This is a genomic window from Fictibacillus iocasae (assembly GCF_042665465.1).
GTDB lineage: Bacteria > Bacillota > Bacilli > Bacillales > Fictibacillaceae > Fictibacillus > Fictibacillus iocasae.
In genome coordinates this window covers 79,331-98,147 of record NZ_JBHTCP010000012.1, presented here as the reverse complement: position 1 = coordinate 98,147, position 18,817 = coordinate 79,331, and the positions used below count along the sequence as shown (strand labels likewise).

Below are 18,817 nucleotides of genomic sequence, written 5' to 3'. Positions count from 1 at the left end.
ATTCATGAGCAATCAGAAAATCATTATCGTCGGCGGAGGACTCGCCGGATTGATGGCAACTATAAAAGCAGCTGAAGCAGGCATGAACGTTGACCTGTTCTCTCTTGTACCGGTAAAACGGTCACACTCCGTATGCGCACAGGGCGGCATCAACGGAGCGGTAAACACAAAAGGAGAAGGCGATTCTCCTTGGGAGCACTTTGATGACTCCGTATATGGAGGAGATTTCCTCGCGAACCAGCCTCCAGTAAAAGCAATGTGTGATGCAGCACCTGGCATCATCCATTTAATGGACCGAATGGGAGTTATGTTCAACCGTACAGCAGAAGGATTGCTCGATTTCCGACGTTTCGGAGGGACCCAGCATCACCGTACGGCGTTTGCTGGCGCGACAACTGGACAGCAGCTGCTATATGCTCTGGACGAGCAAGTAAGACGACATGAGGTATCTGGTCTTGTAACGAAATACGAGGGCTGGGAGTTCCTATCCGCGATCGTTGACGATGAAGGAGCTTGCCGCGGTATCACTGCGCAGAACCTCAAATCGATGGAAATCGTCAGCTTTGCCGCAGACGCGGTTATCATGGCGACAGGCGGTCCTGGCATCATTTTTGGAAAATCGACGAACTCCGTTATCAACACAGGTGCTGCGGCATCTTCACTTTATCAGCAGGGCGTATATTATGCGAACGGTGAGTTCATCCAGATTCACCCTACAGCCATCCCGGGCGACGACAAGCTTCGTTTGATGAGTGAATCAGCGCGCGGTGAGGGCGGACGTGTTTGGACGTATAAAGACGGCAAGCCATGGTATTTCCTTGAAGAGAAATATCCTGCTTATGGAAACCTTGTGCCGCGTGACATCGCAACACGTGAGATCTTCCATGTATGTGTTGATCAGAAACTTGGCATCAACGGCGAGAACATGGTTTACCTGGATCTCTCTCATAAAGATCCGAAAGAGCTTGATATCAAGCTTGGCGGAATCATTGAAATCTATGAAAAGTTTATGGGTGATGACCCTCGTAAAATGCCAATGAAAATCTTCCCTGCTGTTCACTATTCGATGGGCGGCATGTGGGTCGATTATGACCAGATGACGAACATTCCTGGCTTGTTTGCTGCAGGTGAGTGTGAGTACCAATACCACGGTGCGAACCGTCTAGGAGCCAACTCCCTTCTTTCTGCCATTTTCGGTGGAATGGTTGCAGGGCCAGCTGCCGTTTCCTATGTCAAAGGCTTAGAGAAAGCGACAGCGGACGTTTCTTCCAGCGTATTTGACCAGCAAGTGCGCAAAGATCAAGAAGTGTTCGATAACATCCTGAGCATGGACGGCACGGAAAATGCCTATGTTATCCACAAAGAACTTGGCGAATGGATGACAGACAACGTTACAGTAGTACGCTACAATGACAAGCTGAAAGCAACGGATGATAAAATTCAGGAGCTTATGCAGCGTTATAATCAAATCAACATTAACGATACATCTAAATGGAGCAATCAAGGTGCTTCCTTCACTCGCCAGCTGTGGCACATGCTTCAGCTTGGCCGCGTGATTACACTCGGCGCACTGAACCGTGACGAGAGCCGCGGAGCACACTATAAGCCAGAGTTTCCTGAGCGTAACGATGAAGACTGGCTCAAGACGACTAAGGCGAAATTCAACCCAGAAACAAACGGGCCTGTATTCGAATATGAAGAAGTGGATTGTTCTCTTATCCAGCCAAGAAAACGCGACTATTCTAAAAAGAAAAGCGGGGTGAACTAACATGAGCACAACAAAGACCGTTAAATTTAGAATCACACGCCAAGACAACCCGGAAACACCTTCTTATGTAGAAGAGTTTGAGATTCCGCACCGCCCGAACATGAACGTGATCTCAGCGCTTATGGAGATCCGCCGTAACCCGGTTAACTCTAAAGGCGAAGCGACTTCACCTGTTTCTTGGGAAATGAACTGTTTGGAAGAAGTGTGCGGCGCCTGCTCGATGATTATTAACGGCAAGCCGCGCCAGTCATGTACAGCACTCGTCGATAAGCTGGAGCAGCCGATCACCCTTGAGCCGATGAAGACGTTCCCTGTCGTGCGTGACCTTTCCATCGACAGAAGCCGTATGTTTGATGCGCTGAAAAAAGTGAAAGCATGGATTCCGATTGACGGAACGTACGATCTAGGACCTGGACCACGCATGCCTGAAACAAAGCGCCAGTGGGCATACGAGCTTTCAAAATGTATGACGTGCGGCGTCTGTCTTGAGGCGTGTCCGAACGTGAATTCCAAGTCAGAGTTCATTGGTCCTGCACCACTTTCCCAAGTGCGCTTATTTAACGCGCATCCAACAGGCGAAATGAACAAAGCGGAACGTTTGAACGCCATCATGGATGACGGCGGACTCGCAAACTGCGGAAACTCGCAGAACTGCGTGCAGTCTTGCCCGAAAGGCATTCCGCTTACAACTTCAATCGCAGCACTCAACCGTGATACAACGTTCCAATCATTCAAAAACTTCTTCGGAAGCGACCGTTAATACCTGCTAAGTAAATAAAGCATTTCCTAACCGAAAAGCCTTCCTGAAAGCGGAAGGCTTTTCTTTATCTATTAAAAATTAAAATTTTCACTGTAAATTTAGTCACGCTTATATAACCTGTTCCATGATAGGTCGTGTATTCTTTAGATAAATCATATGCTGGTTGATCTTTGCATTCATTATCAACTTTGAATTCTTCGCTGATTAAGTTGATTGGAGTGAAAGGTGCCGACTCCTCGATAATGAAGGACACATTTTCTTGCGTTTGATGTCTTTCTGCGTAGCCTTCCTTATCCAGCGGGTGGGAGTGAGAAGGTGAGACCTTCAATGGCACTTGGAGAGCGTTGGGGCTCACTTGTCCAGCTGCGGTGGCTAGCCCATCGAGTCAGAAGGATGAATGGTCCAGGAGGGCAAAGAGCGCCTTCCTTGCCCCTTCACCTTATGCTGGTCGGGGCTGAACTAGCCATTTCTGCTTTTCGCCACGCCCCTCTGGATAAGCGTGCACCTGTAACGGAAATCAACACTTCTTAGTATTCAGAAAAAGTACTAATCATTATTTGTAAGTAATTACATAAGAGGAGGAATTTACGTGTCTGGAAAATCTGCTTATATTTTAGATAAAGAGCAATGGGCGAGCGAGTTTGAGTTCGACTATTCGTTTAGAGTGCGGTTTGGAGAGATTGATGGATTTGGGCATGTGAACAATACGCGTGTTTTTACTTATATGGAAGAAGCGAGGATCGCCTATTTCCGTTCTCTTGGATTAATGGATGACTGGGGCCAGCAGGGCAGTGAATTTATTCCTGTTGTCGCGGACCTTCAATGTGATTATGTTCGACAGATCTTATATGGAGAAACGGTGACAGTTAAGGTGAAAATGAATGAAATTGGCTCCAGTTCCTTTGACTTGCACTATCATGGACTCAATGGTGAAGGCAAAACGGTATTCACAGGAAGAGGACGCATCGTTCAAATCAGCCGCGTAACAGGAAGACCTGCTGCATGGGACACAGAATTAAAAGAAAAATTTCTTCAGCGTATGCAAAAAACCAAAGCATAATTCATCGTTTCAGCTTGCAGACAAGGTATGATGTCTGCAAGTTTTTATGTATTTCACCTCGCATCATACAAATCCATTTTCACCATGCCGCTCGTTTTATTCCGCTTCTAACATTTCTTTTCATATTTTTTCAAGACCAAGTCACTCAAGAAGAAACAGTCACATACTATATGTTGACTAAATACTTCCAATTTACGTTGGCAGTTATTAAACCCTTAGCAAGGAGGGGTGAATTCATTGAAGGAGAAACACTACCGGCCGAAGCCTTTACTTACAAAGAGAGAGAGAGAAGTATTCGAACTCTTGGTCCAGGATAAGACGACGAAGGAAATCGCAGAGCAGCTGTTCATCAGTGAAAAAACTGTTCGAAATCATATTTCGAATACGATGCAGAAGCTTGGTGTTAAAGGGCGGTCTCAGGCAGTAGTCGAATTGCTGCGGCTTGGAGAACTAGAGATCTAGTCAAAAAACGGCTTTCAACGTGAAAGCCGTTTTTGCTGTGGGATATTTAAAAAGGCGGGAGGATTGCATAGCGAATAGCTTTTCGCTATGATAAAAGCACTATAAGGTATGGTGCATTACGGAAGGACAAGTTTATGAGCAAATCGTTATATATCAAAAAAATATTGAACAATAACGCACTGATTGTCGCAGATGAAAGCGAGCAAGAGGAATCGGTTATTATCGGCAAAGGAATCGGCTTTGGAAAAAAGCATGGCGATCAAATTACTACGGACAGTGCAGATAAGTGGTTCGTCCTAAAAGATGAAAAAGAGCAAGAACATTATAAGCAGCTTCTTCATACGGTGGATGAGAAAATTATAGACGTGATGAATGATGTGATCATGCACATCCAGAAAAGAAGCGGATCTGACTTGGACGAGCATATTCATATTGCCCTTACTGATCATATTGGGTTTGCCATCAAACGGCTCGAACAAGGGCTCGACATTAAGAATCCTTTTTTGGTCGAAACGCAGACGATGTATCCGATGGAATATACGATCGCTGAGGAAGTCGTGGAGATGATCAATAAGCATTTGTCTGTCCATCTTCCTGAAGGCGAAATTGGATTTGTTGCGCTTCATATTCATAGTGCGATGACCAAAAGGACTATTCACCTAATTAATCGCAACTCTGCGCTAGTTGCCAAGCTAATCGCACTCGTAAGCAGCTCGCTCGATATTGAGATTGATTCGAAGAGCATCAATTATTTAAGGCTTGTCAGGCATCTTCGGCATGCCATCGAGCGTATCGAGCAAGGCGAGATGGTGGAAAACCAGGACAAGCTGGCAAAAGTGTTGAAAGAAGAATATCCTTTGTGCTACAATCTTGCTTGGAAGTTGATTAAAGTCATGCAAAATGACTTACAAAAACCCGTTCCAAACGCAGAAGCCGTCTACTTGACGATGCATCTGCAAAGGCTCTCAAAAAAATAAAAAATGTCACTTAACATATAGCGTGTTACTGATTCGATCAGGCATAAGCAAATGAAAAGTGTAGGAAGGCAAGAATTCGGTTATTCTAAACCGTAGTTAATCTGCCCGACTGCTTTCTTTGCTTATGTCTTTTTCTTTTTTATTCCTGAGACAAATGGAAAGGGTTACACTTACATCTTTAAAAGGAGGAAATATTATGTGGAAAAGTTTTTTTGGCGTTCTGCAGCGCGTAGGTAAAGCCCTCATGCTGCCAGTTGCCATCTTGCCTGCAGCAGGTCTTTTGCTCGCGTTTGGTAACGCTTTTAAAAACCCTGCCTTGCTAGAGAAACTGCCTGCGCTTAACGCAGAGTGGTTTCAGCTCGTCGCGACCGTTATGGAAAAATCGGGCGACATCGTTTTTGCCAACCTATCATTATTGTTTGCGGTAGGTGTAGCGGTAGGACTTGCAGGTGGTGAAGGGGTTGCGGGACTCGCCGCCATCATCGGCTACTTGATCATGAACGTTACGATGAGCGTCATTGAAGGAGTGAAACCGGAAGAAATCGGTGCAGATCCTTCCTTCGCGAACGTTCTCGGCATCCCGACACTTCAAACGGGAGTGTTTGGCGGTATTATCGTCGGTATATTAGCTTCCTATCTTTATAAAAAATATTACAACATTGAATTGCCATCTTATTTAGGATTCTTTGCAGGTAAACGTTTCGTTCCGATCATCACGGCTGTTTCGGCACTCGGACTTGGTATTGTGATGACTTTCGTCTGGCCTTTTGCTCAGGCAGGTCTGAACGCTTTCTCTACAAGTATGATTGATGCGAACCCGACACTTGCGGCGTTTATTTTCGGTGTGATTGAACGTTCGTTGATACCGTTCGGACTTCACCACATTTTCTATTCACCGTTCTGGTTTGAGTTCGGCAGCTACACGAACCAAGCGGGTGAAGTGATCCGCGGGGATCAGAAGATTTTCTTCGCTCAGCTGAAAGACAATGTTGAACTGACAGCTGGTACGTTCATGACAGGTAAGTTCCCGTTCATGATGTTCGGACTTCCTGCAGCAGCACTTGCGATGTACCACGAAGCACGTCCTGAACAGAAGAAGATTGTAGCCGGTATCCTTGGATCTGCTGCTCTGACATCTTTCTTGACAGGTATTACAGAACCAATCGAATTTACGTTCTTGTTCGTTGCACCAGTACTTTTCGGTATTCATGCTATTTTTGCTGGTCTATCTTTCATGATCATGCAAATCTTAAACGTAAAAATCGGTATGACGTTCTCTGGCGGTATTATCGATTACTTGCTGTTTGGCGTACTGCCTAACCGAACAGACTGGTGGCTCGTTATTCCGGTCGGTCTTGCTTTATCAGTTATCTACTATTTCGGATTCCGTTTCGCCATCCGCAAATGGAACCTGAAGACTCCAGGCCGTGAGATCGTGGACGATGAAGTGGAAACGAATGTTGGACCATCGAACAAAGACTCTCTTGCAGCGAACATTCTTGAAGCGCTTGGCGGACAGCCGAACATCTCTAACCTTGATGCTTGCATCACGCGCCTTCGTGTATCGGTTAACGATGCGAAGGAAGTGGACAAGAACCGCCTGAAGAAGCTTGGCGCGTCAGGCGTACTGGAAATGGGCAATAACATTCAAGCGATTTTCGGAACACGTTCTGATACAATTAAGAGTGAAATCCAGGACATCATGAAAGGCAAAGTTGTGGCAAAGCCAAAGAATGCTGAGCCGGTTGCGGAACAAGGTGTTGTACAGGAAACAAAAGAAGTTCCTGCACAAGCTGCAGAAGATAAGATTATCGCACCAATCGAAGGAAAAATTCTTCCGATTACGGAAGTGCCTGACCAGGTTTTCTCCGGCAAGATGATGGGAGATGGATTTGCGATCGAGCCGGCAAACGGTACTGTTGTATCACCGGTAAATGGTAAAATTGTTAACATTTTCCCGACGAAGCATGCGATTGGCATCGAATCTGAAAGTGGAAAAGAAATTTTGATCCATTTTGGTATTGATACGGTTAAACTAAAGGGTGAAGGCTTCGAATCCTTTGTTAAAGAAGGAGATACGGTCACTGCAGGACAGAAACTGCTTGAAGTGGACCTTGACTTTGTAGGCAAGAACGCTCCGTCTTTGATCACGCCGATTGTGTTTACGAACCTTTCAGGGGAAACGATTGTTCTCGAGAAATCAGGGAATGTATCACGTAACGAAGAAAATATTATTTCATTCAAAAAATAATTCAAAAGGGGTTTTTTACAATGGCACAAAAAACATTTAAAGTTACGGCAGATTCAGGAATACACGCACGTCCGGCGACAGCTCTTGTTAACCAGGCGGGTCAGTTCTCTTCAGATATCAACCTTGAATACAATGGAAAAACGGTAAACTTAAAATCCATCATGGGTGTTATGAGCCTTGGAATCCCTGCAGGAGCAGAAATCACGGTTACGGCTGAAGGAAACGACGCGGATGAAGCGGTAGCAGGAATCGAAAACGTTATGAAAACAGAAGGGCTTGGAGAGTAATGTCTGAATTGATTTCAGGTATTGCTGCATCAGCAGGCATAGCTATTGCTAAGGCGTTCATTCTTGAGAATCCCGAACTGAACATTGTCAAGAAGCCAATTGAAAACAGCGAAGCAGAGATCGCTCGTTTTCAAGACGCATTAGACAAGGCGAAAGTTGAACTCGCGGCTATTAAGGACCGAGCGTTCTCTGAGCTTGGAGAAGATAAGGCAGCTATTTTCGCTGCCCATCTTCTTGTATTGAGTGACCCGGAACTGATTGATGCAGTAAAACAAAAAATACAAAGCGAAAATGTTAACGCTGAAAGTGCAATGGACGAAATTTCTTCGATGTTCATCAACATGTTCGAGCAGATGGACAACGAATATATGAAAGAACGAGCAGCAGACATCCGCGATGTATCAAAACGAGTGCTGTCTCATCTTTTACAAGTGACGTTCGCCACTCCAGCAAGCATAACTGAAGAAGTCATCATTATCGCGGAAGATCTCACACCTTCTGACACGGCACAGCTAAACCGCAAGTTCGTAAAGGGCTTCGCTACAGATATCGGCGGACGTACGTCGCATTCTGCAATCATGTCCCGTTCTATGGAGATTCCGGCGGTTGTAGGCACGAAATCGGTCACAACTAAGATCAAGAACGGCGTGATGGTTATCATTGACGGCCTTGATGGACAAGTGATCGTTGATCCTTCCGAGGATACAATCAAGCAATATGAAGACAAGAAAGAAACATATGCCCGCCAAAAAGCGGAATGGGCAAAGCTTGTGAACGAAGCGACTCATACTGAAGATGGACATCATGTAGAGCTTGCCGCAAACATCGGGACGCCTGCAGATGTGCAAGGAGTGCTGGATAACGGCGGAGAAGGTGTTGGCCTTTACCGTACAGAGTTTCTTTACATGGGACGCGACCAGCTTCCTTCTGAAGAAGAGCAGTTCAGCGCTTATAAAGAAGTGTTAGAAAAAATGGGAGAGAAACCTGTTGTCATCCGCACGCTTGATATTGGCGGCGATAAAGAGCTTCCTTATCTTGACCTGCCAAAAGAAATGAATCCTTTCCTTGGATTCCGTGCCATCCGTCTTTGCTTAGAAGAGCAAGACATGTTCCGCACACAGCTTCGTGCGCTTCTTCGTGCGAGTGTGTATGGCAATCTGAAAATCATGTTCCCGATGATTGCGACGCTCGATGAGTTCCGATCAGCCAAAGCGATCTTGCTCGAAGAAAAAGAAAAGCTTTCATCAGAAGGCACTTCGGTATCTGACAGCATCGAGATCGGCATCATGGTCGAAATCCCGTCAACTGCTGTAATGGCTGACATCTTTGCCAAGGAAGTCGACTTTTTCAGCATCGGAACCAATGACCTGATTCAATACACGATGGCTGCAGACCGTATGAACGAACAAGTTTCCTACTTGTATCAGCCATACAGCCCTGCGATCCTGCGTCTTGTGAAGATGGTTATTGACGCGGCACACAAAGAAGGCAAATGGGCCGGCATGTGCGGAGAGATGGCTGGGGATTCCGTTGCGATTCCAATCCTCCTCGGCCTCGGTTTGGACGAGTTCTCCATGAGCGCAACGTCCATCCTGCCAGCTAGGAGCCAGATCTCCAGACTGTCAAAGGAAAAAATCGCAGACAGTCTAGACAAGATCCTCAACATGAGCACAACAGCAGAAGTAGAAGCCTTCGTTAAAGAAAGCTTCTAACCAATAAAAAGGACAAACAGAAGCACAACCTTCTGCTTGTCCTTTTTTAAATGGTAAATATCTTGGATAGCAATCATTATATTATCAACCTGTATTCATCATTGATTCAGTTAATCGTAGTGAAAGGTGCCGACTTCAGCGAGTGGGAGTGAGGCAGGTGAGAACTTAACGGAGATCAACCACTTCCTTAGAATTCTAAAATCTTACATGAATTCTAAATATAAAATATATTTTCTTGCATTTTTCCTCTCTGATGTGCAAAATTAGAAACAGCATTTTTAAAAGAGGCGATACTATTGAACAGAGCAATCGGTGTAATCGATTCAGGAGTGGGCGGACTGACTGTCGCACGTGAAATTATGAGGCAGCTGCCTAAAGAGAATATCATTTATTTAGGAGATTCAGCTCGCTGTCCATACGGTCCGAGACCGTTTGAAGAAGTAAGAAAATACACGTGGCAGATGATTGATTTCCTGCTGAATGAAGAAATTAAAATGCTGGTTATCGCATGCAATACAGCCACAGCAGCCATTTTGGAAGAAGCGAAAGAAAAGCTGGAGATTCCTGTGATCGGTGTCATATCCCCAGGTGCCCGTTCAGCAGTAAAGCGGACGAAAAATAAGCATATCGGCGTTATCGGTACAACAGGAACGATCAACAGCGGCTCGTATGAGAAGGCGTTAAAAGACATTCACGATCGAATCACGGTTGAAAGCCTCGCATGCCCCCCTTTTGTCCCTTTAGTTGAAAGCGGTAAGATAGAGGGCCCAGAGACGGAAGAGATTGTGAGAGAAACGCTTCAGCCATTGAAAAGTGTATCAATCGATACACTTATTCTAGGCTGTACGCATTATCCTATACTGCGAAACGTCATTTCCAAGGTAATGGGAGATCACGTGGATGTGATTTGTTCGGGAGCAGAAACAGCCCGAGAGGTTTCTGCGATTCTTGAATACAGCGGGATCATCCGCACAGAGGGCAGCGGGCCGGAACATGAATTTTTCACGACGGGAAGCGAAGACCATTTTCTCTCGATTGCGAATCACTGGCTTGATCAAAAAATCAAGCATGTCAGCACCATCACCCTATAGGAATAATAAAAGACAGGCCATTCGTTTAACGAAAAGACGGCCTGTCTTTTTATTTTTGATAAAATAGCATATTCATTGTCAGGGCTCGTATACATAGTAGTACAAACCACTGAAGGAGGGAAAAGTATGCGGAAATCATGGAAAGCTGGTATGCCGCTAGCTGCGTTGTCGCTTTCATTATTAATTACAGGTTGCGGCATTGGGGGGAAGGAAACAGGGAATGAACTCGATCCCCCTAAAGTGAACTATGTGAAAGAAGGAAAGTCATTGGACAAGAATGGACAAAAAGCGGCAGCGAAAGACGGTGTAAAGCGCCAGCTGTATTTGTTCGACAGCAATAATATGGTCGTCCCTCAAGTGATGGCACTGCCGAAGAATGATGCTTCTGCCAAACAAGTATTGCAATATTTAGTAAAGGATGGACCCGTGAGCAATCTGCTGCCTAATGGCTTTCAAGCTGTGCTTCCAGCCGATACAGAAGTGATGGGAGTTAATATAAAAGACGGCACAGCGGTCGTGAACTTCTCAAAAGAGTTCAAAGACTATCGTGCTGAAGATGAGGCCAAAATTCTTCAGGCTATCACGTTCACGCTCACTCAATTTGAAGACGTGAAAAACGTCAAGCTTCAGATCGAAGGGAAAAACCAACATGCGATGCCGGTGAACAATACTCCGATTGGCGGAGGTGTAAGCCGTGCAGATGGAATTAACCTAGAAATGGGCAGTACAGCAGATGTAACAAACAGCGAACTCGTTACATTATATTTCTTAGCACAGACGAACGACCAGACCTATTATGTTCCTGTGACGCGCAGGATTGCTGACACTGGATCGGATCGAGTGACAGCAACGATTGAACAGTTAATTCAGGGTCCGTCTGAAAGAAGCGGATTGCTGTCAGACTTCCAAGGAGATGTCGGCCTGCTCAACACTCCTGTCGTCAAAGACGGTGTTGTCACGCTCAACTTTAATAAAGCGGTGCTTGGCAACAAAGAAGAGCATATGATCACGGATGCTGTATTGAACTCTATCGTTTTGTCTCTAACGGACATTAAAGGAGTCAAGCAGGTCGCGATTCAAGTCGACGGAAAATCAAAAGTCATGAACGAGAAAGGCAAGCAGCTGACGGCCCCTGTATCTAGGCCAGAATCTGTCAATACAGGCGAGTTTTAATATCATCAACCACGAATTGTGGTACGATATGAGAGAGGGAAATGAGCCCTCTCTCTTATTTTCGTGTTCAATGAGAGGCGCTTTAGGGAATAAATAGTGTATGAAAATGTAGCGTGAAACAATGGAAGCTGGAGGAGTAAATATGGAGAACACAATTGTGGTCGCAACCAAAAATGCCGGAAAAGTGAAAGAGTTTCAGAATATGCTCCACCCAAAGGGCTTTTCTGTTCTCTCACTGCTTGATTATGAGGAAATCGAAGACGTGGAAGAAACGGGCACAACCTTTGAAGAAAACGCAAAGCTGAAAGCGGAGACGATCTGTGAGGTCCTTCAGACACCAGTAATCGCCGATGATTCAGGATTAGAAGTGGATGCACTGGGCGGAGAGCCTGGCGTGTATTCAGCACGTTATGCGGGAGAAGAGAAGGATGACAATAAGAACATAGACAAGCTTCTTCAAGAGCTTGAAGGTGTAGGAAACAGGGAAGCGCGTTTCGTATGCGCTCTTGCAGTGGCAATACCGGATAAGCCCTCTGCAGTTTTCAGAGGCACATGCGAAGGCGAGATTGCCCATGAGCGACGTGGGACGAATGGATTCGGCTATGATCCGGTATTCTATTTGCCAGAGAAGAAAAAGACGATGGCCGAGCTTGAGAAAGAGGAGAAGAATCTCATCAGTCACCGTGCTGCTGCTCTGCGCCATCTTCAAGAAACGTTAAGCTTGCGTGATCTTTAAATATCTCAGATAAAAGGGGAGAGTTCTTTTGACTGCAAAAGCTTTAATTGTAAGTGACAGCCATGGGTTGACAGAAGAACTGAAAAGGATCAAGAACAGGCACAAAAGCGAGGTTAACCTGATGATTCATTGCGGAGATTCCGAGCTGCATCCTCATTCGGAGGAATTGGAAGGGTTTATTACCGTTAAAGGCAATTGTGATTATAGCAAAGAATTTCCCTCTGAAGCGATTGAACCGCTGGGAGATGCAGCCATGTATATCACTCACGGGCATTTGTACAATGTGAAGATGGAACGTCTTGCCATCGCGTTTCGGGCAGAAGAGACAGGTGCCAAAATCGTGTGCTTCGGACACACTCATGTGGCAGAAGCGTATGAGCGGAACGGGATCGTGTTCATTAATCCAGGAAGCATCCGCATGCCCCGAGGAATCGCGCAGAAAACCTATGCGATCTGCGAGCTCGGTGAAAAGGAGATTTCTGTCGAGTATTATACAGTTGAAGGAGTATGCCTTCCCGATATGAAGAAAAAATTCAGCCTAGTATAGTTGGGCTGAATTTTTTTTGAGAAAGGTTGTTGACACTTTAATAGGTTTGATGTATATTTAGTTATGTCGCTGTTACACTTCTTATTTTCTTATTGCGGGTGTAGTTTAATGGTAAAACAAGAGCCTTCCAAGCTCTGGTCGTGAGTTCGATTCTCATCACCCGCTCCATTTGTATTTATCTCACGCACGCAAATGGCACGAATAGGTTTGACCTAACTCTTTAACTAAAATTAAATTGTAGCAGTATATAAAAACTGTTTCCGAGTCGACGATGGAAACGAACCTGTGTGCCCGCAGCGCAAATTAATAGCGGAAAGCGCATTAACTTGCGGAAAGGGCTCCAATACATATTTGTCCCAGTAGCTCAGCTGGATAGAGCACACGCCTTCTAAGCGTGCGGTCGGGAGTTCGAATCTCTCCTGGGACGCCATTTCAACTTACATAATTCATTTACAAGACCTCGGCATTGAGCTGAGGTCTTTTTTTGTTTTCACGATCGAAAGCTTTCGGTACCGAAAGGGATAAGCCTTTATAGAGTCATTCTATTCTACTTAATGTAAACGCTTTAAAAACCTTTACATAAGAAACTGCAGTTCACCAATAAGCCTGCCATTATAGTGATGAAAGCGATTACAAGAATAAAGATTATTCTGAAATTTCAAATTAAGACAAAAAAGACGGGTTGACCAGTGAAAAAAAGGGGCGTAATATAGTCAACAATTATCACATTATTGTTTAAATATTCAAAAAACAAGGCAAGGAGGATTATGATGTCCGAACAATGGATTTATGTGAACGGTGAATTTGTTGAGAAGGAGAATGCAAAAGTCTCCGTGTACGATCACGGATTCTTATATGGAGACGGGGTGTTTGAAGGCATTCGAGTCTATGGCGGGAACGTATATCGGCTTGATGAACACCTTCAGCGCCTTTATGAATCAGCGCAGTCAATCATGCTGAAAATACCACATGAAAAAGAAGAACTTACGGACATCATTATTCAAACCTTAAAGCGAAATCAGCTGGAAGATGCCTATATCCGCCTCGTCATCTCTAGAGGAAAAGGAGATTTGGGGCTTGATCCTTTTAAATGCAAGACGCCTGGAGTGATTGTGATCGCCGAGAAGCTTGCGATCTTTCCGAAAGAACTTTACGAAAAAGGACTCGAAATCATCACCGTCGCGAGCCGCAGGAACCGGCCTGACGTTTTAAGCCCTAAAGTAAAATCATTGAATTACTTAAACAATATTCTCGTCAGAATTGAAGCGAGTCTTGCAGGTGTGAGCGAAGCGTTAATGCTCAATGATCAAGGATATGTGGCAGAAGGATCCGCTGATAACGTGTTTATCGTAAAAAACAACGTCATCAAAACACCTCCAGGCTATATCGGTGCCCTCGAAGGAATTACGAGAAACGCCATTATCGAGATTGCGAGGGAGCAAGGGTACGATGTACGTGAAGAGCCGTTTACGAGACATGACGTGTATGTAGCGGATGAGGTTTTCCTGACAGGAACAGCCGCAGAGGTGATTGCCGTAATCAAAGTGGACGGAAGGGTGATTGGCCAAGGAACCCCAGGTATCCACACGGCGAAGATTTTACAATCGTTTCGCGAGAGTGTCGTGAAAGAAGGAGTGAAAGTCTATACTGAATCAGCCGTTCATGCGGTGTAATAAAGAATAGGAGTTGTAGCTGATGCGCAGCAATATGATCAAAAAAGGAATCGACAGAGCGCCGCACCGCAGCCTCCTTCATGCCGCGGGCGTACGTGCTGAAGACATGAACAAACCGTTTATCGGTGTATGCAACTCATATGTGGATATCATACCTGGGCACATGCATTTGAACAAAGTGGGTGAATTGGTTAAAGAAGCGATCAGAGAAGCCGGAGGGATTCCGTTCGAATTCAACACGATAGGCGTGGATGACGGGATCGCGATGGGCCACATCGGAATGAGATATTCACTGCCGAGCCGAGAGCTGATCGCTGATTCCGCGGAAACGGTTATTAATGCCCATTGGTTTGACGGCGTCTTTTATATTCCGAACTGCGATAAAATCACCCCAGGTATGCTAATGGCAGCAGTCAGGACGAACGTGCCAGCGGTTTTTGTATCAGGAGGTCCGATGGAAGCGGGCAAATCCTCAGCGGGTAAATCACTTTCTCTTGCATCCGTGTTTGAAGGCGTTGGTTCCCATCTGTCAGGAAGGATGAGCCGTGAAGAGCTGCTCGAGCTCGAGACGAGCGCGTGTCCGACATGCGGATCATGCAGCGGCATGTTCACCGCGAACAGCATGAATTCCATCATGGAGATGCTAGGAATTGCCCTGCCAGGAAACGGGACGATCGTGGCCACCTCTAGAGAACGAGAGAATTTAATTAAAGACGCGGCTAGGCATTTGATGAAAATGGTGGAAAAGGATATTCGTCCAAGAGACATCATCACAAAAGAGGCGATCGATGACGCTTTCGCCCTCGACATGGCGATGGGCGGGTCAACAAACACGGTCCTCCATATGCTTGCGATCGCACATGAAGCAGAAATTCCATACGATTTGCGCGGTGTGAACGAAATATCCGAGAGAATCCCCTATTTATCGAAGATCAGCCCCGCTTCAGATTATACGATGCAGGATGTTCATGCAGCAGGAGGCGTCAGTGCCATCATCCATGAGCTTTGCAAGATTGATGGGGGAATTCATCCAGAGCGACTAACGGTTTCAGGAAAAACAATCGGAGAGTCGGTCGCGTTTGCGGATGTAACAGATCATGACGTTATCCGATCGAGAGAAACGGCGTATTCGTCTACTGGAGGCTTGAGTATTTTATATGGAAACCTAGCCCCAGATGGCAGCGTGATTAAGGTTGGGGCGGTCGATCCGTCCATCCGGTACTTTGCAGGAGAAGCGATCTGCTACGAATCGCAAGACGAAGCGCTGGAAGGGATCAACAGCGGTGAAGTAAAAGAAGGGCATGTAGTAGTTATCCGTTATGAAGGCCCTAAAGGCGGACCGGGTATGCCTGAAATGCTGTCTCCTACTTCTGCTATCGCAGGAAGAGGCTTGAGCACGAAGGTCGCACTGATTACGGATGGAAGGTTTTCAGGCGCGTCCCGAGGCATCTCCATCGGCCATATTTCTCCTGAAGCGGCTGAAGGAGGACCGATCGCCTTTTTGAAGAACGGTGACCAAATCGTGATTGACCTGGAAAGCCGGACTATTTCAGCTGTACTCTCTGAACAAGAATTTTCAAACAGAGCGGAAGGCTGGACCCAACCGCCTCCTAAAATTAAAACTGGCTATCTAGCGAGATATTCAAAGCTTGTTACTTCTGCCAATACAGGCGGAGTTTTGAAAATATAAGAAATAAATCGATGATGGAGAATAATGGAAGAGACGATAGCCTACAGAGAACCGGGATTGCTGGGAACCGGCGGCATCGCCTTTCAGGACATCACTCCAGAGTGACTCTTTGAACGTGGACCACACAAGTAGGAGAGTCCGGGTGCAGCACAGCTGACACCTGTTACCAAAAGGGCGAACATGCTCATGAGGCGGCGTATGAGCCGCGAAAAAGGGTGGTACCGTGAAAACTAGCTTTTCACCCCTTGTGACGAGAGAAATCTGTCGTGAGGAGTGGAGAGCTATTTTTATTGAACTATTTTACAACCAATAGAGAAAACGAAACGGAATAGGAAGCTAAATGAAAAAGTGTGTGAAACAAAGTTTCAAGAAAAAGGAGGAATAAAGATGAAAGCCAGCAGCGCGGCTGGAAAGGCATTGGAACAGAGCGGATTGGAGATCGTGTCGGGATCAGATTTGCTGATACAGCTTTTACACGAACAGGAAACGGACATCATTTTCGGTTATCCCGGAGGTGCAGTCCTCCCTATCTACGACGCGATCTACAGGCATGCTTTCCGACATGTTTTGACGAGACACGAGCAAGGCGCGATCCATGCAGCTCAGGGCTATGCGAGAGTCAGCGGAAAACCAGGTGTTGTGATTGCAACATCAGGACCTGGGGCGACCAATTTAGTAACTGGAATCGCCGATGCGATGATTGATTCCATTCCTCTCGTAATATTCACGGGTCAGGTAGCCACTACCGTTATCGGCACAGATGCCTTTCAAGAAGCAGATATTGTTGGAATCACGATGCCTATCACCAAACATAATTATCAAGTGAGAGATGTCCGAGATCTTCCGCGTATCGTGAAGGAAGCCTTCCATATCGCGACAACGGGCAGGCCAGGGCCCGTTGTCATCGATATCCCAAAAGACATAGCTGTGTCAAATGGTGCGGTTCAGCTGCCAAGCGATGTGCATCTGCCTGGTTACCAGCCAAACACACAGCCTAACCTCCTTCAAGTCAAAAGGCTGACAGAGGCCGTAATGGAAGCAAAAATGCCTGTCATCCTTGCCGGGGCTGGTGTGATAAACGCCAAAGCCAGTGAGGAGCTGCTTTTGTTCGCTGAACGCCATTCAATCCCTGTTACGAACACACTGCTTGGTCTAGGCAGCTTTCCTGGTGACCATCCGCTCTTCCTCGGCATGGCAGGGATGCACGGAACATACGCGGCGAACATGGCGCTGTATGAATGCGATTTACTTATTTCAATCGGTGCCAGGTTCGATGACCGGCTGACCGGCAATCTCCGCTCTTTCGCCAAAAGGGCAACAGTCTCGCATATTGATATTGATCCGGCTGAAATCGGAAAAAATGTGTACACTCATATTCCGATTGTCGGCTGTGCAAAACGAACCCTGAAAGCTCTGCTGCATGAAGTTCACGAATCAGGGCAAACCGCAGAGTGGAGGCTGGAGCTAGATCGGCTGAAAGAAGACTTTCCTTTATGGTACCTTGCGGATGAGCACAGCTTGAAGCCGCAGAAGCTCGTCCAGTTGATCTATGAAGCTAGCGCAGGAGAAGCCATTGTGACGACTGACGTCGGACAGCATCAAATGTGGGCCGCCCAATATTATGCTTTCGCAAAGCCGAACCGGTGGGTCACCTCTGGAGGGCTAGGGACAATGGGCTTTGGCTTTCCGGCAGCCATCGGGGCGCAGTTGGCCGAACCAGGAACACCAGTCGTCGCGGTTGTCGGAGACGGAGGGTTTCAGATGACGCTGCAAGAGTTGTCTGTTATTAAAGAATGGCAGCTGCCCGTCATCATCGTTATCGTCAATAATGGCTCGCTCGGAATGGTCAGGCAATGGCAGCAAATTTTTTACGATGGCCGATATTCTGAATCAACCGGCAGCCATCAGCCCGACTTCGTGAAATTAGCTGAAGCTTATGGTATTGAAGGTGTCCGTGTATCCACGGAAGAGGAAGCGGCTGTTCAGCTTAGGAAGGCACTTCAGGAAAAAAAACCAATCCTCCTTGATTGCACCGTCACTCCAGAAGAAAATGTGTACCCGATGATTGCACCAGGAAAAGGGATTCACGAAATGATAGGAGTGAAGCCATGAGAAGGATTATTTCTGCTACGGTTCTTAACAGAAGCGGAGTGCTCAACCGGCTGACAGGTCTTTTGACAAAAAGGCAATTTAATATTGAAAGCATCACGGTCGGACAGACCGATCAAAAGGAAATCTCGAAAATTACGATGGTTGTTCATGTGGCGGATGACAGCAAAGCAGAGCAGCTTGTAAAACAGCTGCACAAGCAAATCGATGTGCTCAAGGTAAACGATCTTACAGAGTTCGCTGTCGTCATGAGGGAGCTGGCACTCATTAAGGTCATGACCGTTCCGGAAACAAGAAGCGAGATAAAGATGTTAATCGAACCGTTTCGCGCCGTCGTCATTGATGTCAGTCATGAGAGCATCACGATCGAGGTTACGGGGGATGCGCCTAAGATTGAAGCATTGATTGAACTGCTGAGGCCATACGGAATAAAGGGAGTATCTCGCACAGGCATTACAGCGATGACAAGAGGAAGCCAGAAGTCGGTATTAGAGATGAACAACTATTACATTGGATAAAAA

The 18,817-nt window shown here is 46.1% G+C and carries 17 protein-coding genes, 2 tRNA genes and 1 other annotated feature; all 19 genes read left to right on the top strand.

The features are described 5' to 3' along the window. Nucleotides 1-4 precede the first annotated feature (4 nt). Nucleotides 5-1,768, top strand: coding sequence for a succinate dehydrogenase flavoprotein subunit (sdhA, locus tag ACFQPF_RS06395; RefSeq protein WP_379747729.1), 1,764 nt, complete (start codon nucleotides 5-7; stop codon nucleotides 1,766-1,768). A 1-nt stretch (nucleotide 1,769) separates the two neighbouring features. After that, on the top strand, nucleotides 1,770-2,528 hold the full coding sequence (gene sdhB / locus ACFQPF_RS06390) for a succinate dehydrogenase iron-sulfur subunit (RefSeq protein WP_379747727.1): 759 nt from the start codon (nucleotides 1,770-1,772) through the stop codon (nucleotides 2,526-2,528). 327 nt (nucleotides 2,529-2,855) lie between these two features. Continuing rightward, entirely contained in the window at nucleotides 2,856-3,059 is a 204-nt protein-coding gene (locus ACFQPF_RS06385; RefSeq protein WP_379747725.1) for a hypothetical protein, read from the top strand. Between the two features lie 58 nt (nucleotides 3,060-3,117). Then, a complete protein-coding gene (locus tag ACFQPF_RS06380) occupies nucleotides 3,118-3,588 on the top strand; it encodes an acyl-CoA thioesterase (RefSeq protein ID WP_379747723.1) in 471 nt (156 codons plus the stop codon). A 237-nt stretch (nucleotides 3,589-3,825) separates the two neighbouring features. After that, nucleotides 3,826-4,050, top strand: coding sequence for a helix-turn-helix domain-containing protein (locus ACFQPF_RS06375; RefSeq protein ID WP_007202417.1), 225 nt, complete (start codon nucleotides 3,826-3,828; stop codon nucleotides 4,048-4,050). Between the two features lie 134 nt (nucleotides 4,051-4,184). Then, nucleotides 4,185-5,027 carry a glucose PTS transporter transcription antiterminator GlcT gene (glcT, locus tag ACFQPF_RS06370; RefSeq protein ID WP_379747721.1) on the top strand — a complete coding sequence of 281 codons (843 nt, stop codon included), beginning with the start codon at nucleotides 4,185-4,187 and terminating at the stop codon, nucleotides 5,025-5,027. 196 nt (nucleotides 5,028-5,223) lie between these two features. Beyond that, the gene (gene ptsG, locus ACFQPF_RS06365; protein ID WP_379747719.1) at nucleotides 5,224-7,278 is read left to right on the top strand and encodes a glucose-specific PTS transporter subunit IIBC; all 2,055 of its coding nucleotides are present in this window, start codon (nucleotides 5,224-5,226) and stop codon (nucleotides 7,276-7,278) included. Nucleotides 7,279-7,298: 20 nt separating this feature from the next. Then, the gene (locus ACFQPF_RS06360) at nucleotides 7,299-7,565 is read left to right on the top strand and encodes a phosphocarrier protein HPr (protein WP_379747717.1); all 267 of its coding nucleotides are present in this window, start codon (nucleotides 7,299-7,301) and stop codon (nucleotides 7,563-7,565) included. After that, complete coding sequence (gene ptsP / locus ACFQPF_RS06355; protein WP_379747715.1) at nucleotides 7,565-9,277, top strand: phosphoenolpyruvate--protein phosphotransferase; 1,713 nt, start codon at nucleotides 7,565-7,567, stop codon at nucleotides 9,275-9,277. Before ACFQPF_RS06360 ends, ptsP begins: the two co-directional genes overlap by 1 nt. 296 nt (nucleotides 9,278-9,573) lie before the next feature. Then, nucleotides 9,574-10,368 carry a glutamate racemase gene (gene racE, locus ACFQPF_RS06350; RefSeq protein WP_379747713.1) on the top strand — a complete coding sequence of 265 codons (795 nt, stop codon included), beginning with the start codon at nucleotides 9,574-9,576 and terminating at the stop codon, nucleotides 10,366-10,368. A 126-nt stretch (nucleotides 10,369-10,494) separates the two neighbouring features. Beyond that, nucleotides 10,495-11,541: a GerMN domain-containing protein gene (locus tag ACFQPF_RS06345; protein ID WP_379747711.1), complete on the top strand. Its 1,047-nt coding sequence runs from the start codon at nucleotides 10,495-10,497 to the stop codon at nucleotides 11,539-11,541. Between the two features lie 142 nt (nucleotides 11,542-11,683). Further along, a complete protein-coding gene (locus ACFQPF_RS06340) occupies nucleotides 11,684-12,277 on the top strand; it encodes an XTP/dITP diphosphatase (protein WP_379747709.1) in 594 nt (197 codons plus the stop codon). Nucleotides 12,278-12,305: 28 nt separating this feature from the next. Next, nucleotides 12,306-12,824, top strand: coding sequence for a metallophosphoesterase family protein (locus ACFQPF_RS06335; RefSeq protein WP_379747707.1), 519 nt, complete (start codon nucleotides 12,306-12,308; stop codon nucleotides 12,822-12,824). A 94-nt stretch (nucleotides 12,825-12,918) separates the two neighbouring features. Then, a tRNA-Gly gene (locus ACFQPF_RS06330) sits at nucleotides 12,919-12,992 on the top strand. A gap of 185 nt (nucleotides 12,993-13,177) precedes the next feature. Beyond that, nucleotides 13,178-13,254: transfer RNA gene (locus tag ACFQPF_RS06325), tRNA-Arg, on the top strand. Nucleotides 13,255-13,594: 340 nt separating this feature from the next. Then, nucleotides 13,595-14,497: a branched-chain-amino-acid transaminase gene (ilvE, locus tag ACFQPF_RS06320; protein ID WP_379747849.1), complete on the top strand. Its 903-nt coding sequence runs from the start codon at nucleotides 13,595-13,597 to the stop codon at nucleotides 14,495-14,497. A 22-nt stretch (nucleotides 14,498-14,519) separates the two neighbouring features. Continuing rightward, nucleotides 14,520-16,187 (top strand): dihydroxy-acid dehydratase, encoded by a 1,668-nt coding sequence (gene ilvD / locus ACFQPF_RS06315; RefSeq protein ID WP_379747705.1) that lies wholly within the window; start codon nucleotides 14,520-14,522, stop codon nucleotides 16,185-16,187. Nucleotides 16,188-16,189: 2 nt separating this feature from the next. Next, nucleotides 16,190-16,436: a binding site (T-box leader), on the top strand. A gap of 138 nt (nucleotides 16,437-16,574) precedes the next feature. Next, on the top strand, nucleotides 16,575-18,299 hold the full coding sequence (gene ilvB / locus ACFQPF_RS06310) for an acetolactate synthase large subunit (protein ID WP_379747703.1): 1,725 nt from the start codon (nucleotides 16,575-16,577) through the stop codon (nucleotides 18,297-18,299). Next, nucleotides 18,296-18,814, top strand: a complete 519-nt coding sequence (ilvN, locus tag ACFQPF_RS06305) for an acetolactate synthase small subunit (protein WP_379747701.1) — start codon at nucleotides 18,296-18,298, stop codon at nucleotides 18,812-18,814. The genes ilvB and ilvN overlap by 4 nt, the downstream gene beginning before the upstream one ends. Nucleotides 18,815-18,817 lie beyond the last annotated feature (3 nt).

What these genes read in the sequence shown, in the direction of transcription:
- sdhA (WP_379747729.1), top strand. Translation starts at nt 5, where the DNA reads ATGAGCAATCAGAAAATCATTATCGTCGGCGGAGGACTCGCCGGATTG.
- sdhB (WP_379747727.1), top strand. Translation starts at nt 1,770, where the DNA reads ATGAGCACAACAAAGACCGTTAAATTTAGAATCACACGCCAAGACAAC.
- ACFQPF_RS06385 (WP_379747725.1), top strand. Translation starts at nt 2,856, where the DNA reads ATGGCACTTGGAGAGCGTTGGGGCTCACTTGTCCAGCTGCGGTGGCTA.
- glcT (WP_379747721.1), top strand. Translation starts at nt 4,185, where the DNA reads ATGAGCAAATCGTTATATATCAAAAAAATATTGAACAATAACGCACTG.
- ptsG (WP_379747719.1), top strand. Translation starts at nt 5,224, where the DNA reads ATGTGGAAAAGTTTTTTTGGCGTTCTGCAGCGCGTAGGTAAAGCCCTC.
- ACFQPF_RS06360 (WP_379747717.1), top strand. Translation starts at nt 7,299, where the DNA reads ATGGCACAAAAAACATTTAAAGTTACGGCAGATTCAGGAATACACGCA.
- ptsP (WP_379747715.1), top strand. Translation starts at nt 7,565, where the DNA reads ATGTCTGAATTGATTTCAGGTATTGCTGCATCAGCAGGCATAGCTATT.
- ACFQPF_RS06345 (WP_379747711.1), top strand. Translation starts at nt 10,495, where the DNA reads ATGCGGAAATCATGGAAAGCTGGTATGCCGCTAGCTGCGTTGTCGCTT.
- ACFQPF_RS06340 (WP_379747709.1), top strand. Translation starts at nt 11,684, where the DNA reads ATGGAGAACACAATTGTGGTCGCAACCAAAAATGCCGGAAAAGTGAAA.
- ilvE (WP_379747849.1), top strand. Translation starts at nt 13,595, where the DNA reads ATGTCCGAACAATGGATTTATGTGAACGGTGAATTTGTTGAGAAGGAG.
- ilvD (WP_379747705.1), top strand. Translation starts at nt 14,520, where the DNA reads ATGCGCAGCAATATGATCAAAAAAGGAATCGACAGAGCGCCGCACCGC.
- ilvB (WP_379747703.1), top strand. Translation starts at nt 16,575, where the DNA reads ATGAAAGCCAGCAGCGCGGCTGGAAAGGCATTGGAACAGAGCGGATTG.
- ilvN (WP_379747701.1), top strand. Translation starts at nt 18,296, where the DNA reads ATGAGAAGGATTATTTCTGCTACGGTTCTTAACAGAAGCGGAGTGCTC.